This is a genomic window from Brooklawnia cerclae, assembly GCF_011758645.1.
GTDB classification, from domain to species: Bacteria; Actinomycetota; Actinomycetes; order Propionibacteriales; family Propionibacteriaceae; genus Brooklawnia; species Brooklawnia cerclae.
This window is the reverse complement of sequence record NZ_JAAMOZ010000001.1, coordinates 1,003,500-1,025,847: the sequence shown is the minus strand read 5'-3', so window position 1 is coordinate 1,025,847 and position 22,348 is coordinate 1,003,500. Positions and strand designations below refer to the sequence as shown.

The 22,348-nt window shown below is 67.1% G+C and carries 21 protein-coding genes; 12 read left to right on the top strand and 9 right to left on the bottom strand.

The genetic code is table 11. From position 1 onward, the window contains the following. The first annotated feature begins 41 nt into the window (after positions 1 to 41). Positions 42 to 533, top strand: coding sequence for a DUF2505 domain-containing protein (locus tag FB473_RS05080; protein WP_167165371.1), 492 nt, complete (start codon positions 42 to 44; stop codon positions 531 to 533). A gap of 68 nt (positions 534 to 601) precedes the next feature. Here the strand turns inward: FB473_RS05080 and FB473_RS05075 are convergent, their stop codons facing one another. Further along, a complete protein-coding gene (locus tag FB473_RS05075; protein ID WP_167165370.1) occupies positions 602 to 1,381 on the bottom strand; it encodes an SDR family NAD(P)-dependent oxidoreductase in 780 nt (259 codons plus the stop codon). A 196-nt stretch (positions 1,382 to 1,577) separates the two neighbouring features. On the opposite strand from FB473_RS05075, the gene FB473_RS05070 reads away from it, so the two are divergent. From FB473_RS05070 to FB473_RS05050, 5 genes are all read left to right on the top strand, one after another. Continuing rightward, on the top strand, positions 1,578 to 2,018 hold the full coding sequence (locus FB473_RS05070; protein ID WP_167165369.1) for an RpiB/LacA/LacB family sugar-phosphate isomerase: 441 nt from the start codon (positions 1,578 to 1,580) through the stop codon (positions 2,016 to 2,018). Then, positions 2,015 to 2,884 carry a 1-deoxy-D-xylulose-5-phosphate synthase N-terminal domain-containing protein gene (locus tag FB473_RS05065; protein ID WP_167165368.1) on the top strand — a complete coding sequence of 290 codons (870 nt, stop codon included), beginning with the start codon at positions 2,015 to 2,017 and terminating at the stop codon, positions 2,882 to 2,884. Before FB473_RS05070 ends, FB473_RS05065 begins: the two co-directional genes overlap by 4 nt. After that, positions 2,881 to 3,813: a transketolase C-terminal domain-containing protein gene (locus tag FB473_RS05060; RefSeq protein WP_167165367.1), complete on the top strand. Its 933-nt coding sequence runs from the start codon at positions 2,881 to 2,883 to the stop codon at positions 3,811 to 3,813. Before FB473_RS05065 ends, FB473_RS05060 begins: the two co-directional genes overlap by 4 nt. A gap of 203 nt (positions 3,814 to 4,016) precedes the next feature. Continuing rightward, positions 4,017 to 5,747 (top strand): dihydroxyacetone kinase family protein, encoded by a 1,731-nt coding sequence (locus tag FB473_RS05055; RefSeq protein ID WP_167165366.1) that lies wholly within the window; start codon positions 4,017 to 4,019, stop codon positions 5,745 to 5,747. Between the two features lie 37 nt (positions 5,748 to 5,784). Beyond that, positions 5,785 to 7,071: a nickel pincer cofactor-dependent isomerase, group 22 gene (locus tag FB473_RS05050; RefSeq protein ID WP_167165365.1), complete on the top strand. Its 1,287-nt coding sequence runs from the start codon at positions 5,785 to 5,787 to the stop codon at positions 7,069 to 7,071. Between the two features lie 200 nt (positions 7,072 to 7,271). Here FB473_RS05050 and FB473_RS05045 read toward each other — a convergent pair whose 3' ends face one another. Both FB473_RS05045 and FB473_RS05040 read right to left on the bottom strand, forming a co-directional pair. Continuing rightward, positions 7,272 to 8,213 (bottom strand): sugar phosphate isomerase/epimerase family protein, encoded by a 942-nt coding sequence (locus tag FB473_RS05045; RefSeq protein WP_167165364.1) that lies wholly within the window; start codon positions 8,211 to 8,213, stop codon positions 7,272 to 7,274. A 38-nt stretch (positions 8,214 to 8,251) separates the two neighbouring features. Beyond that, positions 8,252 to 9,205 (bottom strand): 3-hydroxyacyl-CoA dehydrogenase family protein, encoded by a 954-nt coding sequence (locus tag FB473_RS05040; RefSeq protein ID WP_167165363.1) that lies wholly within the window; start codon positions 9,203 to 9,205, stop codon positions 8,252 to 8,254. Between the two features lie 626 nt (positions 9,206 to 9,831). On the opposite strand from FB473_RS05040, the gene FB473_RS05035 reads away from it, so the two are divergent. From FB473_RS05035 to FB473_RS05015, 5 genes are all read left to right on the top strand, one after another. Continuing rightward, the gene (locus tag FB473_RS05035; protein WP_167165362.1) at positions 9,832 to 11,325 is read left to right on the top strand and encodes an Nramp family divalent metal transporter; all 1,494 of its coding nucleotides are present in this window, start codon (positions 9,832 to 9,834) and stop codon (positions 11,323 to 11,325) included. Between the two features lie 86 nt (positions 11,326 to 11,411). After that, complete coding sequence (locus FB473_RS05030) at positions 11,412 to 12,332, top strand: dihydrodipicolinate synthase family protein (protein ID WP_167165361.1); 921 nt, start codon at positions 11,412 to 11,414, stop codon at positions 12,330 to 12,332. Positions 12,333 to 12,350: 18 nt separating this feature from the next. Continuing rightward, positions 12,351 to 13,685 carry an FGGY-family carbohydrate kinase gene (locus FB473_RS05025; RefSeq protein WP_167165360.1) on the top strand — a complete coding sequence of 445 codons (1,335 nt, stop codon included), beginning with the start codon at positions 12,351 to 12,353 and terminating at the stop codon, positions 13,683 to 13,685. After that, positions 13,682 to 14,161, top strand: coding sequence for a hypothetical protein (locus tag FB473_RS05020; protein WP_167165359.1), 480 nt, complete (start codon positions 13,682 to 13,684; stop codon positions 14,159 to 14,161). Before FB473_RS05025 ends, FB473_RS05020 begins: the two co-directional genes overlap by 4 nt. Positions 14,162 to 14,167: 6 nt before the next feature. After that, on the top strand, positions 14,168 to 15,490 hold the full coding sequence (locus tag FB473_RS05015) for a transaldolase family protein (protein WP_167165358.1): 1,323 nt from the start codon (positions 14,168 to 14,170) through the stop codon (positions 15,488 to 15,490). Between the two features lie 100 nt (positions 15,491 to 15,590). Here FB473_RS05015 and FB473_RS05010 read toward each other — a convergent pair whose 3' ends face one another. Genes FB473_RS05010 through FB473_RS05000 form a run of 3 tightly spaced genes read right to left on the bottom strand, consistent with a single transcriptional unit; the run spans position 15,591 to position 17,164 of the window. Next, on the bottom strand, positions 15,591 to 15,800 hold the full coding sequence (locus FB473_RS05010; protein ID WP_167165357.1) for a hypothetical protein: 210 nt from the start codon (positions 15,798 to 15,800) through the stop codon (positions 15,591 to 15,593). 42 nt (positions 15,801 to 15,842) lie between these two features. Further along, entirely contained in the window at positions 15,843 to 16,691 is an 849-nt protein-coding gene (gene ku, locus FB473_RS05005) for a non-homologous end joining protein Ku (RefSeq protein ID WP_167165356.1), read from the bottom strand. A 2-nt stretch (positions 16,692 to 16,693) separates the two neighbouring features. After that, positions 16,694 to 17,164 carry a DUF6912 family protein gene (locus tag FB473_RS05000; protein ID WP_167165355.1) on the bottom strand — a complete coding sequence of 157 codons (471 nt, stop codon included), beginning with the start codon at positions 17,162 to 17,164 and terminating at the stop codon, positions 16,694 to 16,696. A 113-nt stretch (positions 17,165 to 17,277) separates the two neighbouring features. Here FB473_RS05000 and FB473_RS04995 point away from each other — a divergent pair, with 113 nt between their 5' ends. Beyond that, positions 17,278 to 17,694 carry an Rv3235 family protein gene (locus FB473_RS04995; RefSeq protein ID WP_167165354.1) on the top strand — a complete coding sequence of 139 codons (417 nt, stop codon included), beginning with the start codon at positions 17,278 to 17,280 and terminating at the stop codon, positions 17,692 to 17,694. A gap of 17 nt (positions 17,695 to 17,711) precedes the next feature. Here the strand turns inward: FB473_RS04995 and secA are convergent, their stop codons facing one another. From secA to FB473_RS04980, 3 genes are all read right to left on the bottom strand, one after another. Beyond that, positions 17,712 to 20,648, bottom strand: coding sequence for a preprotein translocase subunit SecA (secA, locus tag FB473_RS04990; protein WP_446680465.1), 2,937 nt, complete (start codon positions 20,646 to 20,648; stop codon positions 17,712 to 17,714). 160 nt (positions 20,649 to 20,808) lie between these two features. Further along, positions 20,809 to 21,444, bottom strand: coding sequence for a ribosome hibernation-promoting factor, HPF/YfiA family (hpf, locus tag FB473_RS04985; RefSeq protein WP_167165353.1), 636 nt, complete (start codon positions 21,442 to 21,444; stop codon positions 20,809 to 20,811). Positions 21,445 to 21,595: 151 nt separating this feature from the next. Then, complete coding sequence (locus FB473_RS04980; RefSeq protein ID WP_167165352.1) at positions 21,596 to 22,327, bottom strand: ComF family protein; 732 nt, start codon at positions 22,325 to 22,327, stop codon at positions 21,596 to 21,598. Positions 22,328 to 22,348 lie beyond the last annotated feature (21 nt).

The window sequence follows — 22,348 nt, the reverse complement described above, 5'->3', positions numbered from 1 at the left end:
CCTAGTCGGCACTGCCACCGGCGTGCAGCACAATAGTGGTCATGCACATCAGCATTCGTCACTCCTATGCCGCCGATCCAGCAACCGTCCACGCCATGATGGCCGACGAGAAATGGCTGACCGCGGTAGCCAAAGAAACCGGTGCCACTACCTGGGAGGTCGCCGGAAGCGACCAGGTGAGCCACGTGCACGCCGAGGTTCCCGCCCCCGCCCGCGCCAAGCAGTTCACCGGACCGACCCTCAGCATCGATCTCGACATCACCTGGCAGCCCGTGCGCGCCGACGGGGGACGCGACGGCGAGGTGACCGTCAAGGTCGCAGGCCTGCCCGCGAAGCTGGCCGGCACGGCGAACACCCAGGCGGCGACGGTCGCCGGCCAGCCGGGCACCACTGTCGACTACGAGGCCGAGTTCTCGATCAACATCCCGCTGGTCGGCGGCAAGCTCGAGGAGGCCGCGGCCCCGTATGTGCAGCGGGTCATCGACCTGCAGCAGGACGTCGGCAACAAGTACCTCACCGGCGACCTGGTCTGATTTCCCATTCGTGCCGACGGGCTCCCCGCGAACCGGGGAGCCCGTCTGTTCCCGGAGCGAGAGATCGCTCACTTCATGTGCTTGCCGCCGTCGACGTTGAAGGTGGCGCCGTTGACGAAGCTCGCACCCTCCGACAGGAGGAAATCGACCACGTTAGCGATCTCGGTCGGCTGACCGACCCGGCCGAGCGGGATGTCGGCCGACATCGAGGCCTTCCGATCGTCGGTCAGCTTGCCACCCATGATCTCAGTGTCGATCGGGCCGGGACAGATCGCGTTGCAGGTGATCCCGTACTGACCGAGCTCGCGAGCGCCACCACGCGCCAGACCGATCACAGCGGCCTTCGCGGCCGCGTAGGCGATCTTGCTGAACGTCCCGCCCCCGTCGTAGGCGGTGATCGACGAGAAGTTGACCATCCGGCCGACGCCGGTGGTCCTCATGCGCTGCGCCCCGTACTTCATCATGAGCATCGTGCCCCGCGCGTTGACGGCCATCACCCGGTCGAACTCCTCCACGGTGAGCTCGAACAACGGGGTCGGGCATGCGATGCCGGCGACGTTGGCCAGGCCCGTGACCGGGGGCAATTCCGCATCGATGCGCTCCCACGCGGCCTTCACCGAGTCCTCGTCCGCGATGTCGCAGACGAAACCGGCCACGGCCAGGCCGGGGAACTCCGCGGCCAGCTCGACGCCGAAATCGGCGACCTGGGGGTTGATGTCGAGCGCGGCGATGCTGTAGCCGGACTGCGCCAGGCGGCGCGCCACCCGGCGCCCGATGCCCGCCGGATGCCCGCAGCCTGTGACGACGGCCGTACGAGCGGGTGGGAACGGGTTTCCGGTTTCGGACATGCGTTTCTCCTTTGAACTGTCCCGACCCGCGGCCTCGCGGGTCCGTATGGTTGAGGTGCTCGCTGACGGGTGGTCCGGTGCGTCCTCGCCCGGCCGACCCGACTGCCGAACCTCGGAAGAATCATATATCCTGAATGACGAAAGGCGGCGCGATGATGCGTCCCGCTGCCCGGCCCGACAACCGCCCGGAGGAAAAATGAAGATCGCATTCGGCTGTGACCCGAACGCCGCAGACCTGAAGAAGGCCCTCATCGAGAAGGCCGAATCGCTCGGTCACGAGACCGTCGACTACGGTTCGGACGATCCGATCTACGCCAACGTCGCCGCCGATGTGGCCCGCGACGTCGCCGCCGGCAAGGCCGACCGGGGCGTCGTGGTCTGCGGCACGGGAATCGGCGTCTCCATCGCCGCCAACAAGGTCAAGGGCGCCTACTGCGCCCTGCTGTCCGACGTCTACCAGGCTCAGCGCGCGACCCTGTCGAACAACGCCAACATGATCGCCATGGGCCAGCAGGTGATCGGTGTCGAGGTGGCCAAGGTGCTGCTCGAGGAGTACCTGAAGAACTCGTTCGACCCGAACTCGCGTAGCGGCGCCAAGGTCGCCCGGATCACCGAGATCGAGGCCGAGCAGCTGTGAGCGACCGCGTCGCCAACCTCGAGCTCATCGCGGCAAGGTGTCGGCGCAACGTGGTCCGCATGATCGAGACCGGCCACTCCGGCCACCTCGGCGGCGCCATGTCGGCGATCGACGTCCTGACGGCCCTCTATTTCGACATCATGCGCGTCGACCCGGCACGGCCCGACTGGCCCGAGCGTGACCGCTTCCTGCTGTCGGCCGGCCACAAGGCCATGGGCCAGTACGCCGTGCTGGCGGAGCGAGGATTCTTCGACACGTCCCTCCTCGACACCTACGGCGCCATGAGGACGGCTCTCGGCGGGCATCCCGACATGCACAAGCTGCCGGGCGTCGAGGCCAACACCGGGGCGCTCGGCCACGGCCTGTCGATCGCCACGGGCATGGCGCTGGGGCTGCGCAAGCAGGGCATCGCCGCGCGCGTCTTCGTGGTCACCGGCGACGGCGAGTTGCCCGAGGGCTCCAACTGGGAGGCTGCTGCCGCGGCCGCCCACCACGGAGCCGACAACCTCGTGGTCGTCGTCGACAACAACGACCTGCAGATCTCGGGCCGCGTGTCCGACGTGATGAGCATGGCGCCCATCGCGGGCAAGTTCGCGGCCTTCGGCTGGGCGACCCGTGAGATCGACGGCAACGACATGTCCCAGGTGCTGGAGGCACTCGACGCGACCCCGTTCGAATCCGGGAAGCCGAGCCTCATCGTCGCCCACACGGTCAAGGCCAAGGGCCTCGCCTTCGCCGAGGACCAGGCCGCCTACCACTACTGGAAGCCCAAGGACGACGAGTTGGCCCGCGCGGTCGCCGAGTTGGACGCGAGGATCGCACAGCTCGAGAACTCCGCGAAGCAGCTTGAGGGAGCGGTGAAGTGAGTGGTCTGACGGATCCCCGCAAGGAGTTCGGGCGGGCAGTGACGGCCCTGGCCGACGACAACGAACGCATCGTCGTGCTGTCGGCCGACTCGGGCAAGAGTTCCGGGTTCGGCGAGTTCGCCACGGCGCACCCCGACCGCTATTTCGAGTTCGGGATCATGGAGCAGGGCGTCACCGGCATCGCGTCCGGAATGGCGTCCACGGGACTCATCCCGGTGTTCGCGGCCATCGCGCCGTTCGTCACGAGCCGCAACTACGAGATGTTCCGCAACGATCTCGGCTACATGCGCCAGAACGCCAAGATCGTCGGGCGCAACGGCGGCTTCACGTACTCCGACCTCGGTGCCACGCACCACTCCCTCGAGGACTATGCGATCATCCGCATGATCCCCGGGGTCGTGGTCTTCGCGCCGAGCGACCCCGGCGAGTTGCGCAGTTGCGTGGCCGCGATGATCGAGCACGACGGGCCCACCTACACGCGCATCGGCGCCCAGCCCCTGCCCGACCTCTTCGATGAGGAGCCGGTGGTCATCGGCAAGGGACGCCACCTGCGCGAGGGCTCGGACGTGACGGTCATCACCACCGGTTACATCACCACGGAGACCGTCGCGGCCGTCGACCTCCTGACCGAGCGGGGCATCGGCGTCGATCTCATCGGCATGCCGACCCCCTCCCATCTGGACGCCGAGCTGATCTGCGCGTCCGCCGCCCGCACGGGAGCGGTGGTCACGGTGGAGGAGCACTACGTCACAGGTGGTCTCGGCGGAGCGGTCGCCGAACTGCTCGCCCAGGAGCAGCCGACCCGGATGCGTCTGGTCGGCGTCCCGCACGCCTACGCGCCCTCGGGGCCCTACGACGGCCTGCTGGAGTACGCGGGACTGGACGCCGCCGGCATCGTCCGGCAGGTGACCGAGTTCGTGTCGCGTTGAGGACGACGGCTTTCCGGTGCGGGTGGAGGCCTGCACCGGAAAGTCACGCGACGCCGACGGCGCTGGGGTCACGCCCGGTGACCGGCGGCGTCACCAAAGCATCGATCATGTATGATTTTTTACTGCCGAGCGGGGTGACCGGCGCGACGCCGGGTGGCCCCGCAGCAGTTCCGGTAACTCTCCCCTGACCTGAGGAGTCGACGATGACTCGGTTGTTCAATGACCCATCAAGCTTCGCTACGGAGGCCGTCGCGGGCATGGCCTCGGCCTACCCGCAATACCTCACCGCCGTCCATGGCGGTGCGGTGCGCGCCACAGCAAGCCCGCAGGGGCAGGTGGCGCTGGTGGTCGGAGGCGGCTCCGGGCACTACCCCGCGTTCGCGGGATGGGTCGGCCCGGGCATGGCCCATGGCGCGGTCTGCGGCAATGTCTTCGCCTCGCCGTCGGCCTCGCAGGCATACTCCGTGGTGAAGGCCGCGGACAACGGCGGCGGCGTCGTCCTGGCCTACGGCAACTACGCGGGTGACGTGCTCCACTTCGGCCAGGCCGCCGAACGGCTGCGTGCCGAAGGCATCGACGTGCGGACGATCGAGGTGTCCGACGATGTAGCCTCCGCCCCTGCCGACCAGCTCCGCAAGCGCCGCGGGGTCTGCGGCGACGTCGTGGTCTTCAAGATCGCGGGCGCGGCCGCGGAGGCGGGCAAGTCCATCGACGAGGTCGAGGCACTCGCATGGAAGGCCAACGACCGCACCCGGTCGCTCGGCGTCGCCTTCGACGGCTGCACGCTCCCCGGTGCCGGCGAGCCCCTGTTCCACGTGCCGGCCGGACAGATGTCGGTCGGGCTCGGCGTCCACGGGGAACCCGGCATCTACGAGGTGCCGATGGGATCGGCGGCCGGCGTGGCCGACCTGCTGGTGGACGGAGTCCTCGCGGAAGCACCTGCGATCGGCACCGACGGGTACACGGGACGCGCGATCGTCCTGCTCAACGGCCTGGGGACGATCAAGGTCGAGGAACTCTACGTCACCTGGAACCGTGTCGCCGAACGGCTCTCCCAGGTCGGTATCACCCCCGTCCTGCCCGAGGTGGGCGAACTGATGACGAGCCTCGACATGGCCGGTGTCTCCTTGACCCTCACCTTCCTGGACGACGAACTGGAAACGCTGTGGACCGCCCCGGTGGACACCATCGCCTTCCGCCGCGGCGCGGTGACCCATCGCGAGCATCGCGACGTGGCCTCGGCCGAGGAACCGCATGCCGAGCCCATCGTCCCGGGCAGCGAGGCCTCCCGGGCGCTGGCGGCCAAGGTGGTGACCGCACTGCAGCTGATGCAGCAGGTGACCGTCGACAAGGAGGAGGAACTCGGCCACCTGGACGCGATCGCCGGCGACGGTGACCACGGACAGGGCATGCGCTTCGGCGCCACGGGCGCCTTCTCGGCGGCGAAGGACGCCGCCCAGGCCGACGCCGGGGCCGGGACCACCCTGGTCAGGGCCGGAGCACAGTGGGCGGAGAGCGCCGGTGGCACGTCCGGAGCGCTCTGGGGCTCGATGCTCACCGCGATCGGCGGCGTGCTGGGCGATCAGGAGCCTGCCACGGCGACGACCGTCGCGGACGCCGTCGCGGCGGCGGTGTCCGCGGTCCAGCGGCTCGGTGGGGCGAAGCCCGGCGACAAGACGATCGTGGACTCCCTCGTTCCCTTCACGCAGACGCTGTCGTCCGCTGTGGAAGGCGGCACTCGGTTCGCGGATGCCTGGCGCCAGGCATCCGACGCGGCACAAGCGGCCGCCGACCAGACCGCCGATTTCGTCTCGAGACTCGGGCGCTCGCGAGTGCTCGGGAACAAATCTCTCGGCGTGCCCGACCCGGGCGCGGTTTCGTTCTCCCTGCTCATGAAGGCCCTCGGCGACGCGGGCACCTTCGATGCGCTCTGACCTCCCTGCCCATCGCGACCCATACCAGGACATGACCGTGAAGAACTCACTGAACCTCATCCTCGACGAGATCCCGATTCCGCGATTCGCCCGCGTCCACCAGGACCTGCCCGCGCCGACCCTGGACGATGTGCCGGGACGGATCACCGGGCAGCTGGCCGCCCCGGAGTACCACGGCCTGGTGGCCTCGGGTCAGCGGATCGGCATCACGGCGGGCTCCCGAGGCATCGCCAACATGCCGCTCATCGTGCGCACACTCGCGGACTGGGTGAAACAGCAGGGAGCCACCCCCGTGGTCATCCCCGCGATGGGCAGCCACGGTGGGGCCACCGCCGAAGGGCAGCGCGACATGCTCCTCGGTATGGGGTTCACCCCCGACGTCACGGGTTGCGAGATCGTCTCCAGCCTGGACGTGACCAAGCTGGGCGAGGTCGACGGCCTCGATGTGCTGTACTCCACCGACGCGCTCAACTGTGACGGCGTCATCCTGACGAACCGGGTGAAGGCGCACACCGACATCGTCGGCCCGATCGAGTCGGGGCTGATGAAGATGGCCACCATCGGCACCGGCAAACATCGGGGTGCACTCCAGGCGCACTCACGAGGGCTGGGACGCGCCGGGGAGTCCATCGAGAAGATCGCCCCGGTGATCTTCGAGAAGGGCAACATCATCTTCGGGGTGGCGGTGCTGGAGAACGCGCTCGACCAGACCCGCGACGTGGTGCTCGTCCCCACCGACCGGATCGTCGACGTCGAGCCGGATCTGCTGGCCGAGAGCCGTCAGCATCTGCCACGGCTGCTGATCCATGACATCGATGTGCTGGTGGTCGACTGGATGGGCAAGAACATCTCGGGTGACGGCATGGATCCCAATGTGTTGGGACGCTCGCTGATCGGGGTGAAGAACCCCGACATGCACGTGAACCAGATCGTGGTGCTCGACATGACGCCGGAGTCGCACGGCAACAGCACGGGCATCGGGCTGGCCGACATCACCACCAAACGCCTGTTCGACGACATCGACTGGGTGGCCATGTTCACCAATGGCGTGACCTCGAACGGCATAGCCGGCTCACGTGTGCCGCCGCACATGCCGAATCAGAAGATGGCGATCCAGTGCGCCGAGCGGCTCACTCTCAACCCCGATCCCCTGTCCCTCCGGATCGTACGGATCGTCAACACCCTCGACGTCCAGGAGATCCTGGTCTCCGAGCCCCTCTTGGACGAGGTCCGCGACAACCCCGCCCTCACGCAGGTGGACGAGCCCGCCGAGTTGGTCTTCGACGACAACGACGACCTCTTCCCTGCGGCAGCCCCGCACTAGGACTCATCTCGTTTCGACAGGCTCAACGAGCGTTCCTTGAGCTTGTCGAAAGGCCCTTGAGCCCGTCGAAAGGCCCTTGAGCCCGTCGAAAGGTCCTTTCCCCTCCCGACGAACTCAAGCTCTTCGACAAGCTCAGAAACGTCTTTCGACAGGCTCAGGGAAAAGGTCCTTGAGCCTGTCGAAAGGACGATCAACCCCGCTCAGTCCTGAAGAGCCAGCTTGGTGCGCAGCACCGACCTCAGGTACTCGCGGCTCTCGGCCAGGTTCCACAGCGAGTCGGACCCGTAGTGCTCCACCATGAAGGCGCCCTCGAAACCGAGTTCCAGGGCACGGGCGATGATGGGCCGATAGTTCACGTACCCGCCGCCCAGGGGAACCGGGTGCGTCGCGTAGGAGCCGGTGGCCGGATCGAAGTCACGCGTGTAGTTCTTGATGTGCCAGTAGTTCGTGTACGGCAGCATCCGCTCGAACGCCTCGGTGATCGGTTCCAACGGCCGGTGCAGGCGGACGAGGTTCCCGAAGTCGGGGTTCAGGCCGCAGGCGGGATGGTCGACGTCCTGGACGAACTGAAGGCAACCCTCGGAGCTGCCCAGGTACGTGTCCTCGTACATCTCGAGGGTGATCTCGATGCCCACGGATGCCGCGTGCTTCGCCAGTTCACGGACGCGCGCGACCGCGAGTTGGTAGATCTCGGGATCGGGCGAGTCCTTGTACCCGTCGGCCAGCCAGAACCAGATCGCGGCGTTCTGCGCCGGAGTGGTCGCCTGGAAGAACCCGAAGCTCACGTAGCGAGCCCCCAGCAGAACCGCAGCATCGATGACCCGATGGCCGTAGGCCAGGTAATCGGCGCCGCGGTCGGCGTCCACCAAGCTCTTGCGCGAGGTCGAGACTCCCGGGATGGTCAGGTTGTTGGCAGCCATCACCTGCTTGAACAGGTCGAGCCGCTCGGGCGACAGGTCGCCGACGCGGACCCACACGTCGAGCGGGTCCATCTCGGTGAAGCCCATCAGCGAGACCTCACGCATCTGCCGGTCCCACTCCTCGGGCGCCGCATCCTGGATCGGGCCCCCCTTGGAGTCCAGACCCCCGAACAAGAGCATCGGGCAGGCGATCGGCCAATTGTCAGCGGTGTACTTGGGCATGGTCTGTGTTCCTTTGTGCGTGTCGGATTCTGGTGGTGTCACTTGACGGCCGGCGCCTGGCCGAGTTCGTCCACCAGGCGTGCCAGGCGTCCGTAGGCAGTGTTGCGGTAGGCGACCAACTCGGTGGTGTCGCCCGCCGGGATCACGAAACCGCCACCCTTCTTCGTGCCGAGATGGCCACCCGCGACGAGTTCCTTGAGGCCCTCGGGGGTGGCGAAACGCTCACCGTAGTGGTCCTCGAAGGTGCGGAAGCAGTTCAGGTAGACGTCCAGACCTGCCATGTCGGCGATGGCGAACGGCCCGAAGAACGGCAGACGGAACCCGAAGGTCGTCCGCACGACGATGTCGAGGTCCTCGGCCGTGACGACCCCCTCGTCCACCATGTTGATGGCCTCCTTGAGCAGCGCGTACTGCAGGCGGTTGAGGCAGAAACCGGGCGAGTCCTTGACACGCGCGGTGAGCTTGCCGGTCTGGGCGACCAGCGCCTCGACATCGGGGACGATCGCCTCGTCTGTTCCCTCGTGGGCGATGATCTCGACGCCGGGGATGAACGGCGCGGGGTTAGAGAAGTGGACGCCGAGGAAGCGTCCCTTGTGCTCGAGGGCCTCGGCCAGCTGCCCGATCGGCAGGGTGGAGGTGTTGCTCGCGATCACGGCGTCGGGCCGGCAGGCCGCTTCGATCCGGCGATACACCTGCTCCTTGATCTCGGGCACCTCCGGAACGGCTTCCTGGATGTAATCGGCGTCGGCCACGGCCGCCTCGATGCTCTCGCCCGCGGAGAGGTTCTGCTCGACGAGGGCGGCCTCACCCGGACGGAACAGGCCTCGCTCCTCCCAGTCCTTGGCCTCCGCGACGAGGCGTGCCCGGTTCTTACGCGTCAGTTCCGCGTCCACGTCGGCCAGGACGACAGGGTGCCCGGCGATCGCGTACTCCTGCGCGATGCCACCCCCCATGTAGCCTGCCCCGACGACCGCGATCTTGTTGATCTGCATGCACTACTCCCTTTCAGGTGACACGTGCGTGTGTGGGCACGTGGCTTCGTTGCCAGCGGCCGGGAGGCCAACTCGGACGATGGGCTGACCTCCGGGAGCCTCGGGTTTTCACAAACCCTCCGGACACCACTATGATATAGGAAAGTTGGTTGGATGGCTCGGCCGACATCAAGGACGTCCGGGAGTCGCCGTCGCCGCGTGACAGCGCCCCGGAGAAGCCGCGATTGGACGCCAATCCGGTGACGACCGACGGGTTCTGACAAGCCCCGACGGTCGTCTTCCCGAAGCGCGAGCCTTCTTGACCGACTCACGTTTGGCCAACTATGCTATAGGAAGCTGGACGGCAAAGGTGCCCCACGGGCCGACGCCCTCCAGCCGAAAAAGGAGGCAGCGTTGCCAGCGATCAACAAGCGTACCGGTCAGGCGATCCCCCGGAACGAACCGAGGACATCCGCCGTGACGAACCGGCCCGCCGAGGCGCTGGACTTCAGCCATCCTCCGCGTCACGCATGCCGCGCGACGCATTCCACCCACGACTCGCCCGTATCAATATTGTTCGGCGGGTCGGTGGCGGTTCCGGAGCTGTCGCACCCGGCGCAGCTCCCCGGTCACAAAGGAGCGATCCGATGAGTACTGGGGTTGAACAACCCGTACTGGAGCCTCTGCGGTATCCCGAACAAGAGCCGAAGCTCTCTTCCAAGAAGTTCTTCGACCTGTTGAGCATTGTCGGCCCGGGTTTCATCCTGGCCTCGGTCACCATCGGCAACGGCGAGATCTTCTCCGCCACTCGCGGTGGCGCCATTTTTGGTTACACGATCCTGTGGACGTTCCTCTTCGGTGCGATCTTCAAGGCCACGGTGACCTACGCCGCCGGTCGCTACATGGTGATCACCGGTGAGCATCCGTTCCAGCGCATGGGGCACCTGCTCCCCGGCGTCGGCACGTCGGGCATCGGCCGCCACTGGCTGGCCGTGTTCTTCGGCATCCTCGCGGCCGTCTGCTTCCCGGCATGGTGCGTCGCCTACATCCTCGCCCTGTCGCAGTGGACCCCGTGGACCTTCACCGGTCAGAGCGGCAACTGGCTGTGGGCAGGCATCCTGTGGGGCCTCATCGCCTACGCGACGCTGTGGATCAAGAACTTCAGCGTCGTCGAGAACCTGCAGACCGTCATCGTCGGCATCATGGTGTTCTTCTCGCTCATCGCGGTGTTCGTCTCGACCCCGAACTGGGGCGGCGTCCTCGAGGGCCTCCTGCCGCAGCTGCCCAGCAGCTACCCGGACTGGGTGCAGGCCGACTTCCCGTCGGTCGCCGCACGCGCCATCCCGATGGAGATCATCTCGTACCTGGGCGCTCTCGGCGGCGGCCTCTACGACTACATCGGCTACGTCGGTACCTTCCGCGAGAAGACCTGGGGCATGCTCGGCCGCTCCGACAACGCGGAGATCAACGCGCAGCTTCAGGCGCTGGGCCCTGGCCAACTCATCCCGATCGCCCAGGACGACGAGAACCTCGATCGCGCTCGCCTCGGCGTCAAGGCCGTCAAGATCGACGCCGTCACCTCGTTCATCGCGGTCGGCATCTTCGCCATGACCTTCATGATCCTCGGCACCGTCATCCTCGGCACCGACGGGGTGCGTCAGGTGCCGAGCGACACGAACATCCTGGAGGAGCAGGCACGGTTCTTCACGAACATCCTCCCGGTGTTGAAGTACCTGTATCAGCTGGCCATCTGGTGCGCCTTCTGGGGTTCGATGCAGGCACTGCTGACGACGACCTATCCGTACACGTTCCGTGAGGCGTTCTCGCCGGCCTTCCCGGCCCTGAACAACCCGAAGAACTGGTTCAAGGTCAAGCTCGCCGTCGCCACCTACACCCTCGGCACTGCCATCATCCTCGCCGTCTCGGGTGTGAGCTACACGGTGGTGATCTCGTTCGCGGGCATCCTTGGCGGCGTGTTCGCCCTGGGCCTGTGGGCGTTCATCCTGCTCTACACAGAACACAAGGTGCTACCGGCGAATCTGCGTATGAAGCCACTCATGCAGGTGATCCTCGCGATCTCCGGCGTGGCCATGACCGTCATGGGCGTGATCGGCCTCATCCAGTTCTTCCAAGCGCTCTAACCACCACGTGGGGGCGGCCACCGAAAGGGGCCGCCCCCACGTCCCCCAGGCCATCGACGAGTCGATCCATCGAACAAAGGAGATCCATGAGCGAGAAACTGCGCGGCATCATCATCCCCGTCGCCACACCCTTCGATGCCGGCAGGGACGACGCCGTCGACGTCGCCGCACTGGAGCACAACTTCGGGCTGTGGGGGGAAACCGGCGTCGCCGGCTACATGGTGCTCGGCACGAACGGCGAGTTCAAGGCGCTCGACGACGACGAGTCCCGCACCGTGATCGGCACGGCCGCCGGGCTCAAGGGCGACAAGACCCTCATCGCCGGCGCGGGCCGTGAGTCCACGCGCACCACGATCGAGTTCATCAGATCGCTGGAACCCTGGATGGACCGGATCGACTACATCTCCGTCCTGACCCCCAACTACTTCGCCAAGCTGGCGAACGGGCCGGCACTCATCGACTACTACACCGCGGTCGCGGATGCCAGCCCGGTCCCGATCCTCCTGTACGTGGCCCCGGGCTACGCCAACGGGGTCGTCGTCCCGCCGAACGCGCTGACCGAGTTGGCCAACCACCCGAACATCGACGGCATCAAGGACACCTCGCCCGCCATGATGGCCGACTACATGCTCGCCGCCGGGGCTCGCGACGACTTCGAAGTGCTCGCCGGCTCGTTGAGCAACATCATGACCGCCCTCGCCTTCGGGGGCATCGGCGGCGTCGTCTCCGCGTCCGACTACCTGCCCGACGAGTGCGCCCGGCTCACCGACCTCTACTTCGGCGAGAGCCCCGAGGCCGCTCGCCGCTACTACCGCATCCTGGCCGCCGTGGCGAAGAGCGGCGGTGGCAAGCAGGGGGTCGCGAGTCTGAAGGCCGCCATGAACCTGCGCGGCTACCACGCCGGCGCCCCGCGCCGCCCGATCCGCCCCGTCACCCCCGAGCAGGAGGCCGAGATCCGCACCGCGCTGGAGTCCGGTCTCGAACGACTCCACAACTTCCAGGCCTGAGAAGGGATCATCACCGCGATGTATTACCTGTCCATCGACTTCGGCACCTCCACAGTCAAGATGGAGGTGCTGGACGACAACCTCACCGTGCTCGCCTCGCAGAAGCAGGAATACCCCTACATCCTGCTGCCGGGAGAGAAGGTCGAGATCGATCCGGACGTGCTCTTCGAAGCCACCGAGCAGGCCGCGCAGCGGCTGCCCGCCGATCTCCGCTCGCAGGTCGGCGCCCTGTGCTACGACACGTTCTCCCCCTCGCCGGTCTTCATCGCCGAGGACGGGACGCTGGCCTACCCGAACATCATCACGCACATGGACCGCCGCAGCCGCGCCATCACCGACTACATCGACGAGGTCGTCGGCAAGGAGCGGTACCTGTCCATCGCGGGCATCTACCCCTTCGCGGGCGGCGCCGGCATCATGACCATCCTGTGGATGCAGCAGAACGAGCCCGAGGTGCTGGAGAACACGTACCGCATCGGGCACCTGCCGACCTATGTGCACCACCGCCTCACCGGCGAATGGATGGTCGACCTCGTGAACGCGTCCATGCTGGGCCTGTACGAGACGACCTCCCAGGGCGGCTGGTCGGCGGAGTTGCTCGACGCCTTCGGGCTCAAGCACGAGTGGTTCGGCGACATCCGCAACCCCGGTGAGTTCCTGGGCACGCTGCTGCCCGAGGTGGCCGAGCGTTTCGGCATCCCGGCTGGGATCCCCGTCGCCGTCGGCACCAACGACATGGCCTCGGCCCAGATGGGCGCCCGCAACGACCGCGCCGGCCGCATTATGAACACCGCCGGCAGCAGCGACATGGTCAGCATCCTGATCGACAAGCCCGTCACCAACCCCGGCTACTACCTGCGCAACTCCGCCCTGCCGGGCGTCTGGCAGATCTACGCCACCACCGCGGGCGGTTTCGGCATCGACTGGTTCTACGAGCAGTTCTGCCGCGAGCTCGACCGCGCCACGTTCAACAACGAGTACCTGCCCAGCTGTGTCGAGCGGTTCGTCGCCGACGGCGAGGTCACCTTCGACCCCTACCTCACCGGCGACCGGCAGAGCCTGGAGAAGCGAACCGGTGCCTGGCACGGCCTCACCCTGGCGGCCACCCGGGACGAGATGCTCGCCGCCATGCTCAAGTCGATGAACCGGGTGCTGTACGACGTGGTCAAGCTCGCGTCTGACGTCGTCGATCTCGACAGCGTGATCAAGCTCACGGGTGGATTGTCGGGCCCCGCGTTCATCAAGTTGAAGGAACAGGAGTTCCCCGGCTTCACCTTCGAGGTGGTCGACAACTGCTCCGTGCTGGGCAACGTCGAACTCGTCCGCCATCACAACGGAAGGCTGGCTGCATGACGAACCGATGGGCTTTCTACCTCATGACGATCGCGTCATGCGGTGTGCTGTCCACGATCTTCTGGTCACGTGGGCAATACCCCTTCGCGGTGGGAGTGGCGGTGATCGCGGTCGCCTACCTCGTCCGGGGCTTCATCCTGCAGCGGCGGGACGCGACGGAACATCGCACCGAGCTCTACCAGGATCTGTCGCGTGAACAGACGACGTCGGAGAAGAAAGCCATCCTCGCCAATCTGCTCGACACGCGCAAGCACCTTCAGGGTGCACGCCTGCGAGAGACCCTCGGCGGCTTCGTCGTGATCATCGCCATCGTGTTCATCTATCCCACCAACGCACCGTTGTCGATGGCACTGGCCATCTTCCTCATTCCGCTGGGATACCTCATCGTCCGCCACACCCGCGCCATCACGACCATCGAGCGCGGGCTGGCCGAACGCAATCTCCTCCCCCGCAAGAACTCACCCAAAGGAGCCTGATAGACAATGCCGTACGACCCCCTCACGCCGCCGCTGAACCTCTACGTCCGTTCGCTCGGACTGCAGCCGGCACGTGGTGTCAGCGACCACCTGACGCGCGTCCTCGACAAGCGACTCGACCCGGTGGAACTCTCGATCATCGCCGAGCGTGCGACGTACATCGGCGTCACCGACGAGTTCGCCCGGATCTGCGACTACTTCAAGCCCGCTGACGGGCACACCCCCGCGGGTTTCCGCTTCGAGTACGACCTGGAGCCCGACGGCCTGCTCAACGTGAACCTCGTCCGAGACATCTCGTACGACTCCGACGGACGCAAGCGGCCCACCAACGTGATCTACTCCGCTGACAGCGCGAATCCGTACGAGGTCGAGCCCATCGCGCCGCTGCTCGGCAACCTCACCTGCAACCCGGGCATCATCTACGACCTGTTCATCAACAACGACAAGGCCAACGTCGGTCACAAGTTCTCGACCCGGGACGAGGTGATGGCCGAGCTCGGACGCATCCTGGGCCCCGGTGTCGACATCTCGGTCGAACTGAACAACCCCTTCGAGCCCGACTTCAACAAGATCCTCGAGGAGGCGGCGTTCTTCAAGGAGATGCTCTCGGAATGGCGGGTCGTCATCAAGGTGCCGCACACCGGCCCCGTGAACGCCGACAACGTCGGGCAGTTGCTGGAGGGCAACGGCCGGTTGGACACCCGCTACTGGGAGCCCGGCACCGCCGACGCCCTGCGCGGGCACAACCTCGCGCTCAAGCTGCACGAGGCCGGCTACCGCATCAACTACACGCTGATGTTCGAGCCCTACCAGACCCAGATGGCCTTGCAGGCCCGGCCGTACTTCATCAACTCGTTCATCCGCCATCGCCTGGTGCAGTCACGCAAGTTCGTCGAGTTGCTCGATCGCATCGATGCCGGTGATGCCGACGCCAAGGTGCAGTTGCGCGACTACATGCTCTCGACCGACTACCTCTCGGGTGCCGACGAGGGCTTCGACCCCGACCAGGCGGTCGAGAAGGCCCGCACCGTCGTCGAGTACCGGCACATCGAGGACGACGAGGGCAGCGACGGTCTGGACGGCGTCCGCCACAACCTGCGCGTGCTACGCAACGCCAACCTTCCTGACACGCGGCTCATCATCTGCTCGATGGAGGGTGACCAGAACTACCCCGACATCGACAGGCTGCTGGCCAGCGAGGAGTTCGAGGACATGGCGGATCGCGTCGTGGTGACCGCGGAGCCCAGCTACCTGGCACGGTTCACCTCGACGAACCAGGTCGTCAGTTACCAGCGCCGGTTCATGAAGGCCGCTCAGGGCGAGAAGTGACCTCCAGGGAGTGACCTGATCCCGGGGCGGGGTCGTCCGTCGGACCACCGATGACGGCCCCGCCCCGTGTTCTGCTCGCGGTACCGATCCCCCGCGGCGATCAGCCGATACCGTCCTCGCTGATCCGGGTGCCCTTCGGCAGGAGCGCAGCGACCTCGCTCGCCCCCGCAGGCGTGGCGACCAGGAAACCGTCTGGCTGCTCGTCCTGCCCGCCGACGGTCACCACCGCCACCTCCAGGCCCGCGGACTCCAAAGTCTGAGCCATCGCCTGGGCGGTCGGCTCGTCGTCCACCTGTATGCGCGTCGTCATGCCACAGCCCCTTCCGCGCCGATCACCTGCCACCGGCCCATGTCAGCCGGCCTCTTCCGTCCTACCCTGCCCGCTGTCGGCCCCCGGGGACGCATCACCCGCGCTCTGGCGGCGCTTTCGTGCCGCCTCCACCGAGGCGCGCAACGCCGCCATCAGGTCGACCACCTCGCCGCCCTGGTCCGCGGACGTCGGCGCCTCCTCCGGCAGCGGCACACCGGACAGGCGGGCCGCCACCAGCTGCTCCAGCGCGGCCCTGTAGCCGTCGGAGAAGTCGTCCGGACGCCAGGGCCCCGTCATCTGCTCGATGAACGACTCCGCCATACCGACCTCGGCACGGCTCGCGATAACCTCGGCGGACGGACGGGCGAAAGCGGGGTCGCGCACCTCGTCGGGCCACAGCATCGTGTCCATGACCAACAGGTCACCCCGGGGCCGGACCAGCGCCAACGACTCGCGTGAACGCAAGGCGACCTTCACCACTCCGGCTCGCCGGGTGGCTGCCAGTGCGTCGCGCAGGAGGACGTAGGGCTTGGCACCGACCCCCGTGGCCTCGACGAGGTAGGTCTTCTCGAAGTACACGGGGTCGATCTCCGACTCGTCGACGAACTGCACGATCTCGACCGTCTTGCCGCTTCGCAACGGCAGTTGCGTCATGTCCTGTCTCGTGAGCACCGCGACCCGCCCGTCGGGGGCCTCGAAGCCCCGTGCGATGCCCTCGAACGGAATCTCCTCACCGCACTTCTCGCAGACACGCCGATAGCGGATGCGGCCGCCGTCCTCGGCATGCACCTGGTGCAGGACGGGATCCTTCTCCTCGGTCGCACCGTAGAGCTTCACCGGAATGACGATGAGCCCGAAGCTGATGACCCCGTCCCAGATCGCCCTGGGCATGGCTAGTCCCGACCGAGTTCGACGATCGAGTGCCACAAGAGATCGTGGCCGGCCAGCAGGTCGGCCACCTCGGGGGTCTCCCATGCCGCGTCCAGTTCCAGCCCGGCCGCGGCAGCTGCCGCGCCCGCCACGGGAGCGTCACCGTCATCGGCGAACCACGCCTCGACCGAGGGCGCTCGCAGCTCGCGCAGCAGCCGCCCCCCGTTGGTCTGTTCGAAGCCGGCGTCCAGCAGCCCGTCGTCGACCTGTGCGGTGAGGACGAGCCGCTCCCCGTGCCGGGCCAGTGCATAGATGCTGGCAAGCAGCAATGCCGCGTACTCGGCTTCCTCGGTGTCGGACGCCTCCAGACCGAAGGTGCCGAGCAGTTCGGGGGTCACGGTGAAGACCGGCAGTGGGCCGGGCAGATCCAGCCCGGACGCGATCACACGCGCCTGCTCACGATCCACCGGCACGCACACCAGCAACCGCGCCATGACGGCCCTCCCTCCCGCCCGCAGGCGTCTGGATGATCACCCGTTCAATCGAGTTTTCCACAGATCGGCGTCCTGCGGGCCACACCCGCACGAGATGGGCCATGCTGTGACCCATGCCCACCATGATCCTGGAACCCCGTAGCGACGGCTGGCTCGACCTGCTGGACGAACCCGCTCACAGCCGTCCCCCGACGATCCCCGTGCCCGACGTGGCCACCCGCCTGGCCCGCCACATAGCGCTGGCGCTCCTGGAGGCCCTGGCCGGACGGCGGCCGTCGACGCAGTTCAGCGCCTGGCTGCCTCCCAAGTCCTGGCACACCCTGAACTCCTGGGTGCGTGACAACCGGGCCGATCCCGCGAGGCTGGCGAGCATCCGTCTTGTCCGCGACCCCAATGGGCACGTGGACGCCGTCATCCGCTACGAGACGTCCCGCCGCTCGCTGGTCGCGACGGCCGTGCTCACCGAAGGGACGAGCGGATGGTGCTGCGCCGGCCTCGCTGTGCTGTGGCCGGGAAGCCGAACGCGCTGAGCGCCGGCACCGAACCGTCAGGCGACGTTCGGGTTGCGTCCGTGGCACATCTTGAACTTCTTGCCCGACCCGCACGGGCACGGGGCGTTGCGTCCCACACCGGCATAGGGGTCGTCGTCCGCCACTGTGGCCTGCTTCTCCTCGTCCCCCTGCTCGTCGGGGGCGCTGTAGCTGAGCTTCCCGGCCGAGACCTGGTCACCGGCGCCCTTGATGCGGATGGACCCCACCGAGCCGGTGGCACTCCCCGTCTCCGCAGGGGCGTCGTCCTCCTCGGCGTCCGGCACCGCGACCGGTCGCCGCACCGGCTTGCGAGAAGCCCTCCTGGACGCCCGCGAACCACCAGCGGCACCAGCCGACGCCTGGTCGGCGGGCTCGCTCGTGGACGCGGAATCGTCCCCGTCGGCCGACGATGCCTCCCCCGCTTCGTCCACGCCACCTGAGGCAGCCGAGTCGCCCTCAGCGGGCGCGGAATCGGATGCCGGCACAACCTGGACGTCGATGTTGAACAGGTAGCCCACGACCTCCTCGGCGAAGCCGTCACGCATGGCGTCGAACATCTGCGCGCCCTCTCGCTGGTACTCGACCAGCGGATCGCGCTGGGCCATCGCCCGTAGCCCGATGCCCTCGCGCAGGTAGTCCATCTCGTAGAGGTGCTCACGCCACTTGCGATCGAGCACCGTGAGCCACACCTGCCGCTCGAGCTCCCGCATGTTCTGCTCGCCGAGCTTCTCCTCGCGCAGGTCGTAGGCAACCGCCGCGTCCTCGGAGAAGGCATCCGCCAGCGCCTGGGCGTCGTCGTTGTCGGCCCACTCGTCCGGATCGAGGGCGACCGGGTAGAGCTTCTTCATCTCGACCCACAGCCCGTCCAGGTCCCAGTCGTCCGGCAGCCCCTGCGTGTATTGCAGGACGCCCGCCCGCACGACGCGATCGACGGTCACGCGCAACAGGTCGTCCACCTCGGTGCCGTTCAGCACCTTCGTCCGATCGCCGTAGATGGCATGACGCTGACGGTTCATCACATCGTCGTACTTCAGGACGTTCTTGCGCATCTCGAAGTTCTGCGCCTCGACCTGCTTCTGGGCGCTCTCGATCGCCCGTGTGATGAGGCGGGCCTCGATCGGCTCGTCCTCGGGCAGGTTCATGGTGACCATCGCGCGCTCGACCACGTCGGCCTTGAACAGCCGCATCAGGTCGTCCTCCAGGGACAGGTAGAAGCGGCTCTCCCCGGGGTCGCCCTGGCGGCCGGAACGACCACGCAACTGGTTGTCGATGCGGCGGGACTCGTGACGCTCCGAACCGATCACATAGAGCCCGCCGGCCTCGACGACCTCATCGTGCTCGTCGGAGACCTGGGCCTCCAGTCCGGACATCGTCTCCGACCACTCCGCCTCGTACGCCTCGGGGTTGTCGACCGGATCGATCCCCTTCTCGCGCAGCACCTGATCGGCCAGGAACTCGGGGTTGCCGCCGAGCATGATGTCGGTGCCACGGCCGGCCATGTTGGTCGCCACGGTGACGGCGCCCTTGCGCCCGGCCATCGCCACGATCGCGGCCTCACGAGCATGCTGTTTCGCGTTCAGCACCTGGTGCGGGATGCCCGCCTGCTTCAGCCGCTTGCTCAGGATCTCGGACTTGTTGACCGAGGCGGTGCCGATCAGCACCGGCTGCCCGTTCTCATGGCGTTCGGCGACATCGGTGACGATGGCGTTGAACTTGGCGTCCTCGGTGCGATAGATGAGGTCGGCCTGATCGACGCGGATCATCGGCTTGTTGGTCGGGATCTCCAGGACGCCGAGGCCGTAGATCTTCTGGAACTCGCTCTCCTCGGTCTTCGCCGTGCCCGTCATGCCGGCCAGCTTGTCGTACATGCGGAAGTAGTTCTGCAGGGTGATCGTCGCGAGCGTCTGGTACTCGTCCTTGATCGAGACGCCTTCCTTGGCCTCCAGTGCCTGGTGCAGCCCCTCGTTGTACCGGCGCCCGATGAGCGTACGCCCGGTGTGCTCGTCGACGATCAGCACCTCGCCGGTCTCGACGACGTAGTCCTTGTCGCGATGGAACAGTTCCTTGGCGCGGATCGAGTTGTTCAGGTAGCCGATCAGAGGGGTGTTGGCCGACTCGTAGAGGTTGTCGATGCCGAGGATGTCCTCGGTGGCCTCGATGCCGTGTGCCAGCACCGACACGGTGCGCTTCTTCTCGTCCACCTCGTAGTCGAGATCGCGTTCCAGCCGCCCGGCGAGACGGGCGAACACGGGGTACCACTTCTTGTTCTCCGCAGCCGGCCCGGAGATGATCAACGGCGTACGGGCCTCGTCGACGAGGATCGAGTCGACCTCGTCGACGATCGCGAAGTGGTGACCGCGCTGGACGAGATCGTCGGGGCTCAGCGCCATGTTGTCGCGCAGGTAGTCGAAACCGAACTCGTTGTTCGTGCCGTAGGTGATGTCGGCGCCGTATGCCTTGCGCCGCGCCGCCGGAGTCATCTGAGCGAGGATGACGCCCACGTCGAGACCCAGGAAGTGGTGCACACGACCCATCTGCTCCGACTGGTACTGGGCCAGGTAGTCGTTCACCGTCACGATGTGAACGCCCTGTCCGTCCAGAGCATTGAGGTAGCTCGGCATGAGGGCGACGATCGTCTTGCCCTCGCCGGTCTTCATCTCGGCGATGTTTGCCTCGTGCAGGGCCGCGCCGCCCATCAGCTGCACGTCGAACGGACGTTTGCCGAGCACGCGACGGGACGCCTCGCGCACCGTGGCGAACGCCTCGGGCAACAGACTGTCGAGAGATTCCCCGTTGTCATGGCGCTGCTTGAAGTCGTCCGTCTGGGCGCGCAACTCCTCGTCGTCCATCTCGAGGTAGTCGTCCTCGATACTGGTGACCTGTTGGGCGATCTTCTCCAGCCGCTTGAGGGTGCGTCCCTCGCCAACGCTGAGCAGGCGGTCCATGAAACCCACGGGAAACGTCCTTTGCCTTGTGATCGCTGCCGGACGCACCGGATGCGCGCCTGTCCCGCGGCAGCACGAACCATCCTAGTTGCATAGTGGAAGCCGCCCGCCACCCGCCGGGAATGGGCACCGGCGAATGGCGGGCGATCAGCGATTCGGGATCGCGGCCTCAGATCGCCTGCTGCTGCGCGATCTCGGTGATGCTGAGGTGGATGACCCCGTAGTCGTAGGCACGCCGCCGGTAGACGACGCTGGGCTCCAGCGTCTCGGCGTCGACGTACAAGAAGAAGTCATGGCCGACGAGCTCCATCTCGTCGAGTGCCTGCGCGAGGGTCAGAGGGGACGTCGCGAAACGCTTCTCACGGACGACCAGGGGCCCGTCGCCGGTGACGTCGAGCCCGGCCACGCGGGTCGTGGGAACGACCTGCTCGTCGGAGGCCGTGCTCGGGATCGGGGCTAGCTCGAGCTCCGAGAGCTCCTTCGATCCGCGCAGTCCGCGGCGATGCTTGCGGCGATCGGCGGCGCGCCGGAGCTGGGCCTTCAGCTTGTCCTCCGCGCGGTCGAAGGCGACGAGCTTGTCAGAGGCGCTCGCGCAGGCTCGTACGACCGGCCCTTTCCCCCGCAACGTGATCTCGCAGCGGATGTCGTCGTCCGGACTGCCTTTCGAGTCGGCCTTCGTGAACTCCACCTCCGCCCGGATCACGCGATCCTTGAGTTTGGCTATCGTCGTGGTCAGACGATCCGTCACCTGCTCGCGGGCACCCTCACTGATCGTGAGGTGCCTTCCGGTGATGCTGACGTCCATGATCACTCCTTCCCAACGAGGTCAGGCGCGGGAGCGCTACGCCGCCCGTGACTGACACGGCGATAAACACAAAGCACGACCCCCAGCCAACGAACGCCCCACGATGGGGTGCGACGATCGCCGTGCCGAATGGTCGTGCCATAAAGCAACGTTACCCATCAACACCTGAGAAGTCGCCGAAACGCGAAGTCCGGTGCGTTCGCCCACGGACGACGGTCTCGCAGGCCACGGCGATCCCGGCGACCTCGTGCCCGGCGGCGCGCAGCGCGCGGACCGCTTCGGCGCACGTGGCGCCCGTGGTGACGATGTCGTCCACGAGGACGATCCGAGCCCGTGCCCGACCGGCCACGGCATCGGCGACCATCGTGTCCTGCTGGGCAGCCAGGCGTCCCGCCCGGTCACGATCAGCCTGATCGCCTGCCGCTCGCGACCGCCGGACGAACCGGCGCACCGGCACCCCCAGCCGTCGTCCGGCGGCCTGCGTCAGCGCCAGGCAGTGGTCGTAGCCGCGCTGCCGGACGGCCTGCGCGCCGGAGGGCACGGGCACCAGCACGATCCCGGGCGTCTCGCCCGGCGCGATCACGCGGACCCCGGCCGCGACCAGGCCCGACAGCGGCCATGCCAGCTGCCAGCACCCGCGTTCCTTGTGCGCCACGACCAGGTGCGACAGGGGCGGCTTGTACACGCCACCGGCGACGACGGGAGGCAACTGCGGCCACCGCGGCCGCTCCACGCGGTGCACCGCGGGCTCCAGTGCCGCTCGGCACGCGATGCACACACCGAGGCCGGCTCGGCCGCATCCCGGGCACGCCGCTCCGAGGAACAGGTGGGTCGCCGCCGAGACACACTCGGCCAGCATCCGTCCGCGTTCGTTCGTCGACATGCCCGGATTGTGGGTGCGGGG

What these genes read in the sequence shown, in the direction of transcription:
- FB473_RS05080 (WP_167165371.1), top strand. Translation starts at nt 42, where the DNA reads ATGCACATCAGCATTCGTCACTCCTATGCCGCCGATCCAGCAACCGTC.
- FB473_RS05075 (WP_167165370.1), bottom strand. Translation starts at nt 1,381, where the DNA reads ATGTCCGAAACCGGAAACCCGTTCCCACCCGCTCGTACGGCCGTCGTC.
- FB473_RS05070 (WP_167165369.1), top strand. Translation starts at nt 1,578, where the DNA reads ATGAAGATCGCATTCGGCTGTGACCCGAACGCCGCAGACCTGAAGAAG.
- FB473_RS05055 (WP_167165366.1), top strand. Translation starts at nt 4,017, where the DNA reads ATGACTCGGTTGTTCAATGACCCATCAAGCTTCGCTACGGAGGCCGTC.
- FB473_RS05045 (WP_167165364.1), bottom strand. Translation starts at nt 8,213, where the DNA reads ATGCCCAAGTACACCGCTGACAATTGGCCGATCGCCTGCCCGATGCTC.
- FB473_RS05040 (WP_167165363.1), bottom strand. Translation starts at nt 9,205, where the DNA reads ATGCAGATCAACAAGATCGCGGTCGTCGGGGCAGGCTACATGGGGGGT.
- FB473_RS05035 (WP_167165362.1), top strand. Translation starts at nt 9,832, where the DNA reads ATGAGTACTGGGGTTGAACAACCCGTACTGGAGCCTCTGCGGTATCCC.
- FB473_RS05030 (WP_167165361.1), top strand. Translation starts at nt 11,412, where the DNA reads ATGAGCGAGAAACTGCGCGGCATCATCATCCCCGTCGCCACACCCTTC.
- FB473_RS05025 (WP_167165360.1), top strand. Translation starts at nt 12,351, where the DNA reads ATGTATTACCTGTCCATCGACTTCGGCACCTCCACAGTCAAGATGGAG.
- FB473_RS05020 (WP_167165359.1), top strand. Translation starts at nt 13,682, where the DNA reads ATGACGAACCGATGGGCTTTCTACCTCATGACGATCGCGTCATGCGGT.
- FB473_RS05015 (WP_167165358.1), top strand. Translation starts at nt 14,168, where the DNA reads ATGCCGTACGACCCCCTCACGCCGCCGCTGAACCTCTACGTCCGTTCG.
- FB473_RS05010 (WP_167165357.1), bottom strand. Translation starts at nt 15,800, where the DNA reads ATGACGACGCGCATACAGGTGGACGACGAGCCGACCGCCCAGGCGATG.
- ku (WP_167165356.1), bottom strand. Translation starts at nt 16,691, where the DNA reads ATGCCCAGGGCGATCTGGGACGGGGTCATCAGCTTCGGGCTCATCGTC.
- FB473_RS05000 (WP_167165355.1), bottom strand. Translation starts at nt 17,164, where the DNA reads ATGGCGCGGTTGCTGGTGTGCGTGCCGGTGGATCGTGAGCAGGCGCGT.
- FB473_RS04995 (WP_167165354.1), top strand. Translation starts at nt 17,278, where the DNA reads ATGCCCACCATGATCCTGGAACCCCGTAGCGACGGCTGGCTCGACCTG.
- hpf (WP_167165353.1), bottom strand. Translation starts at nt 21,444, where the DNA reads ATGGACGTCAGCATCACCGGAAGGCACCTCACGATCAGTGAGGGTGCC.
- FB473_RS04980 (WP_167165352.1), bottom strand. Translation starts at nt 22,327, where the DNA reads ATGTCGACGAACGAACGCGGACGGATGCTGGCCGAGTGTGTCTCGGCG.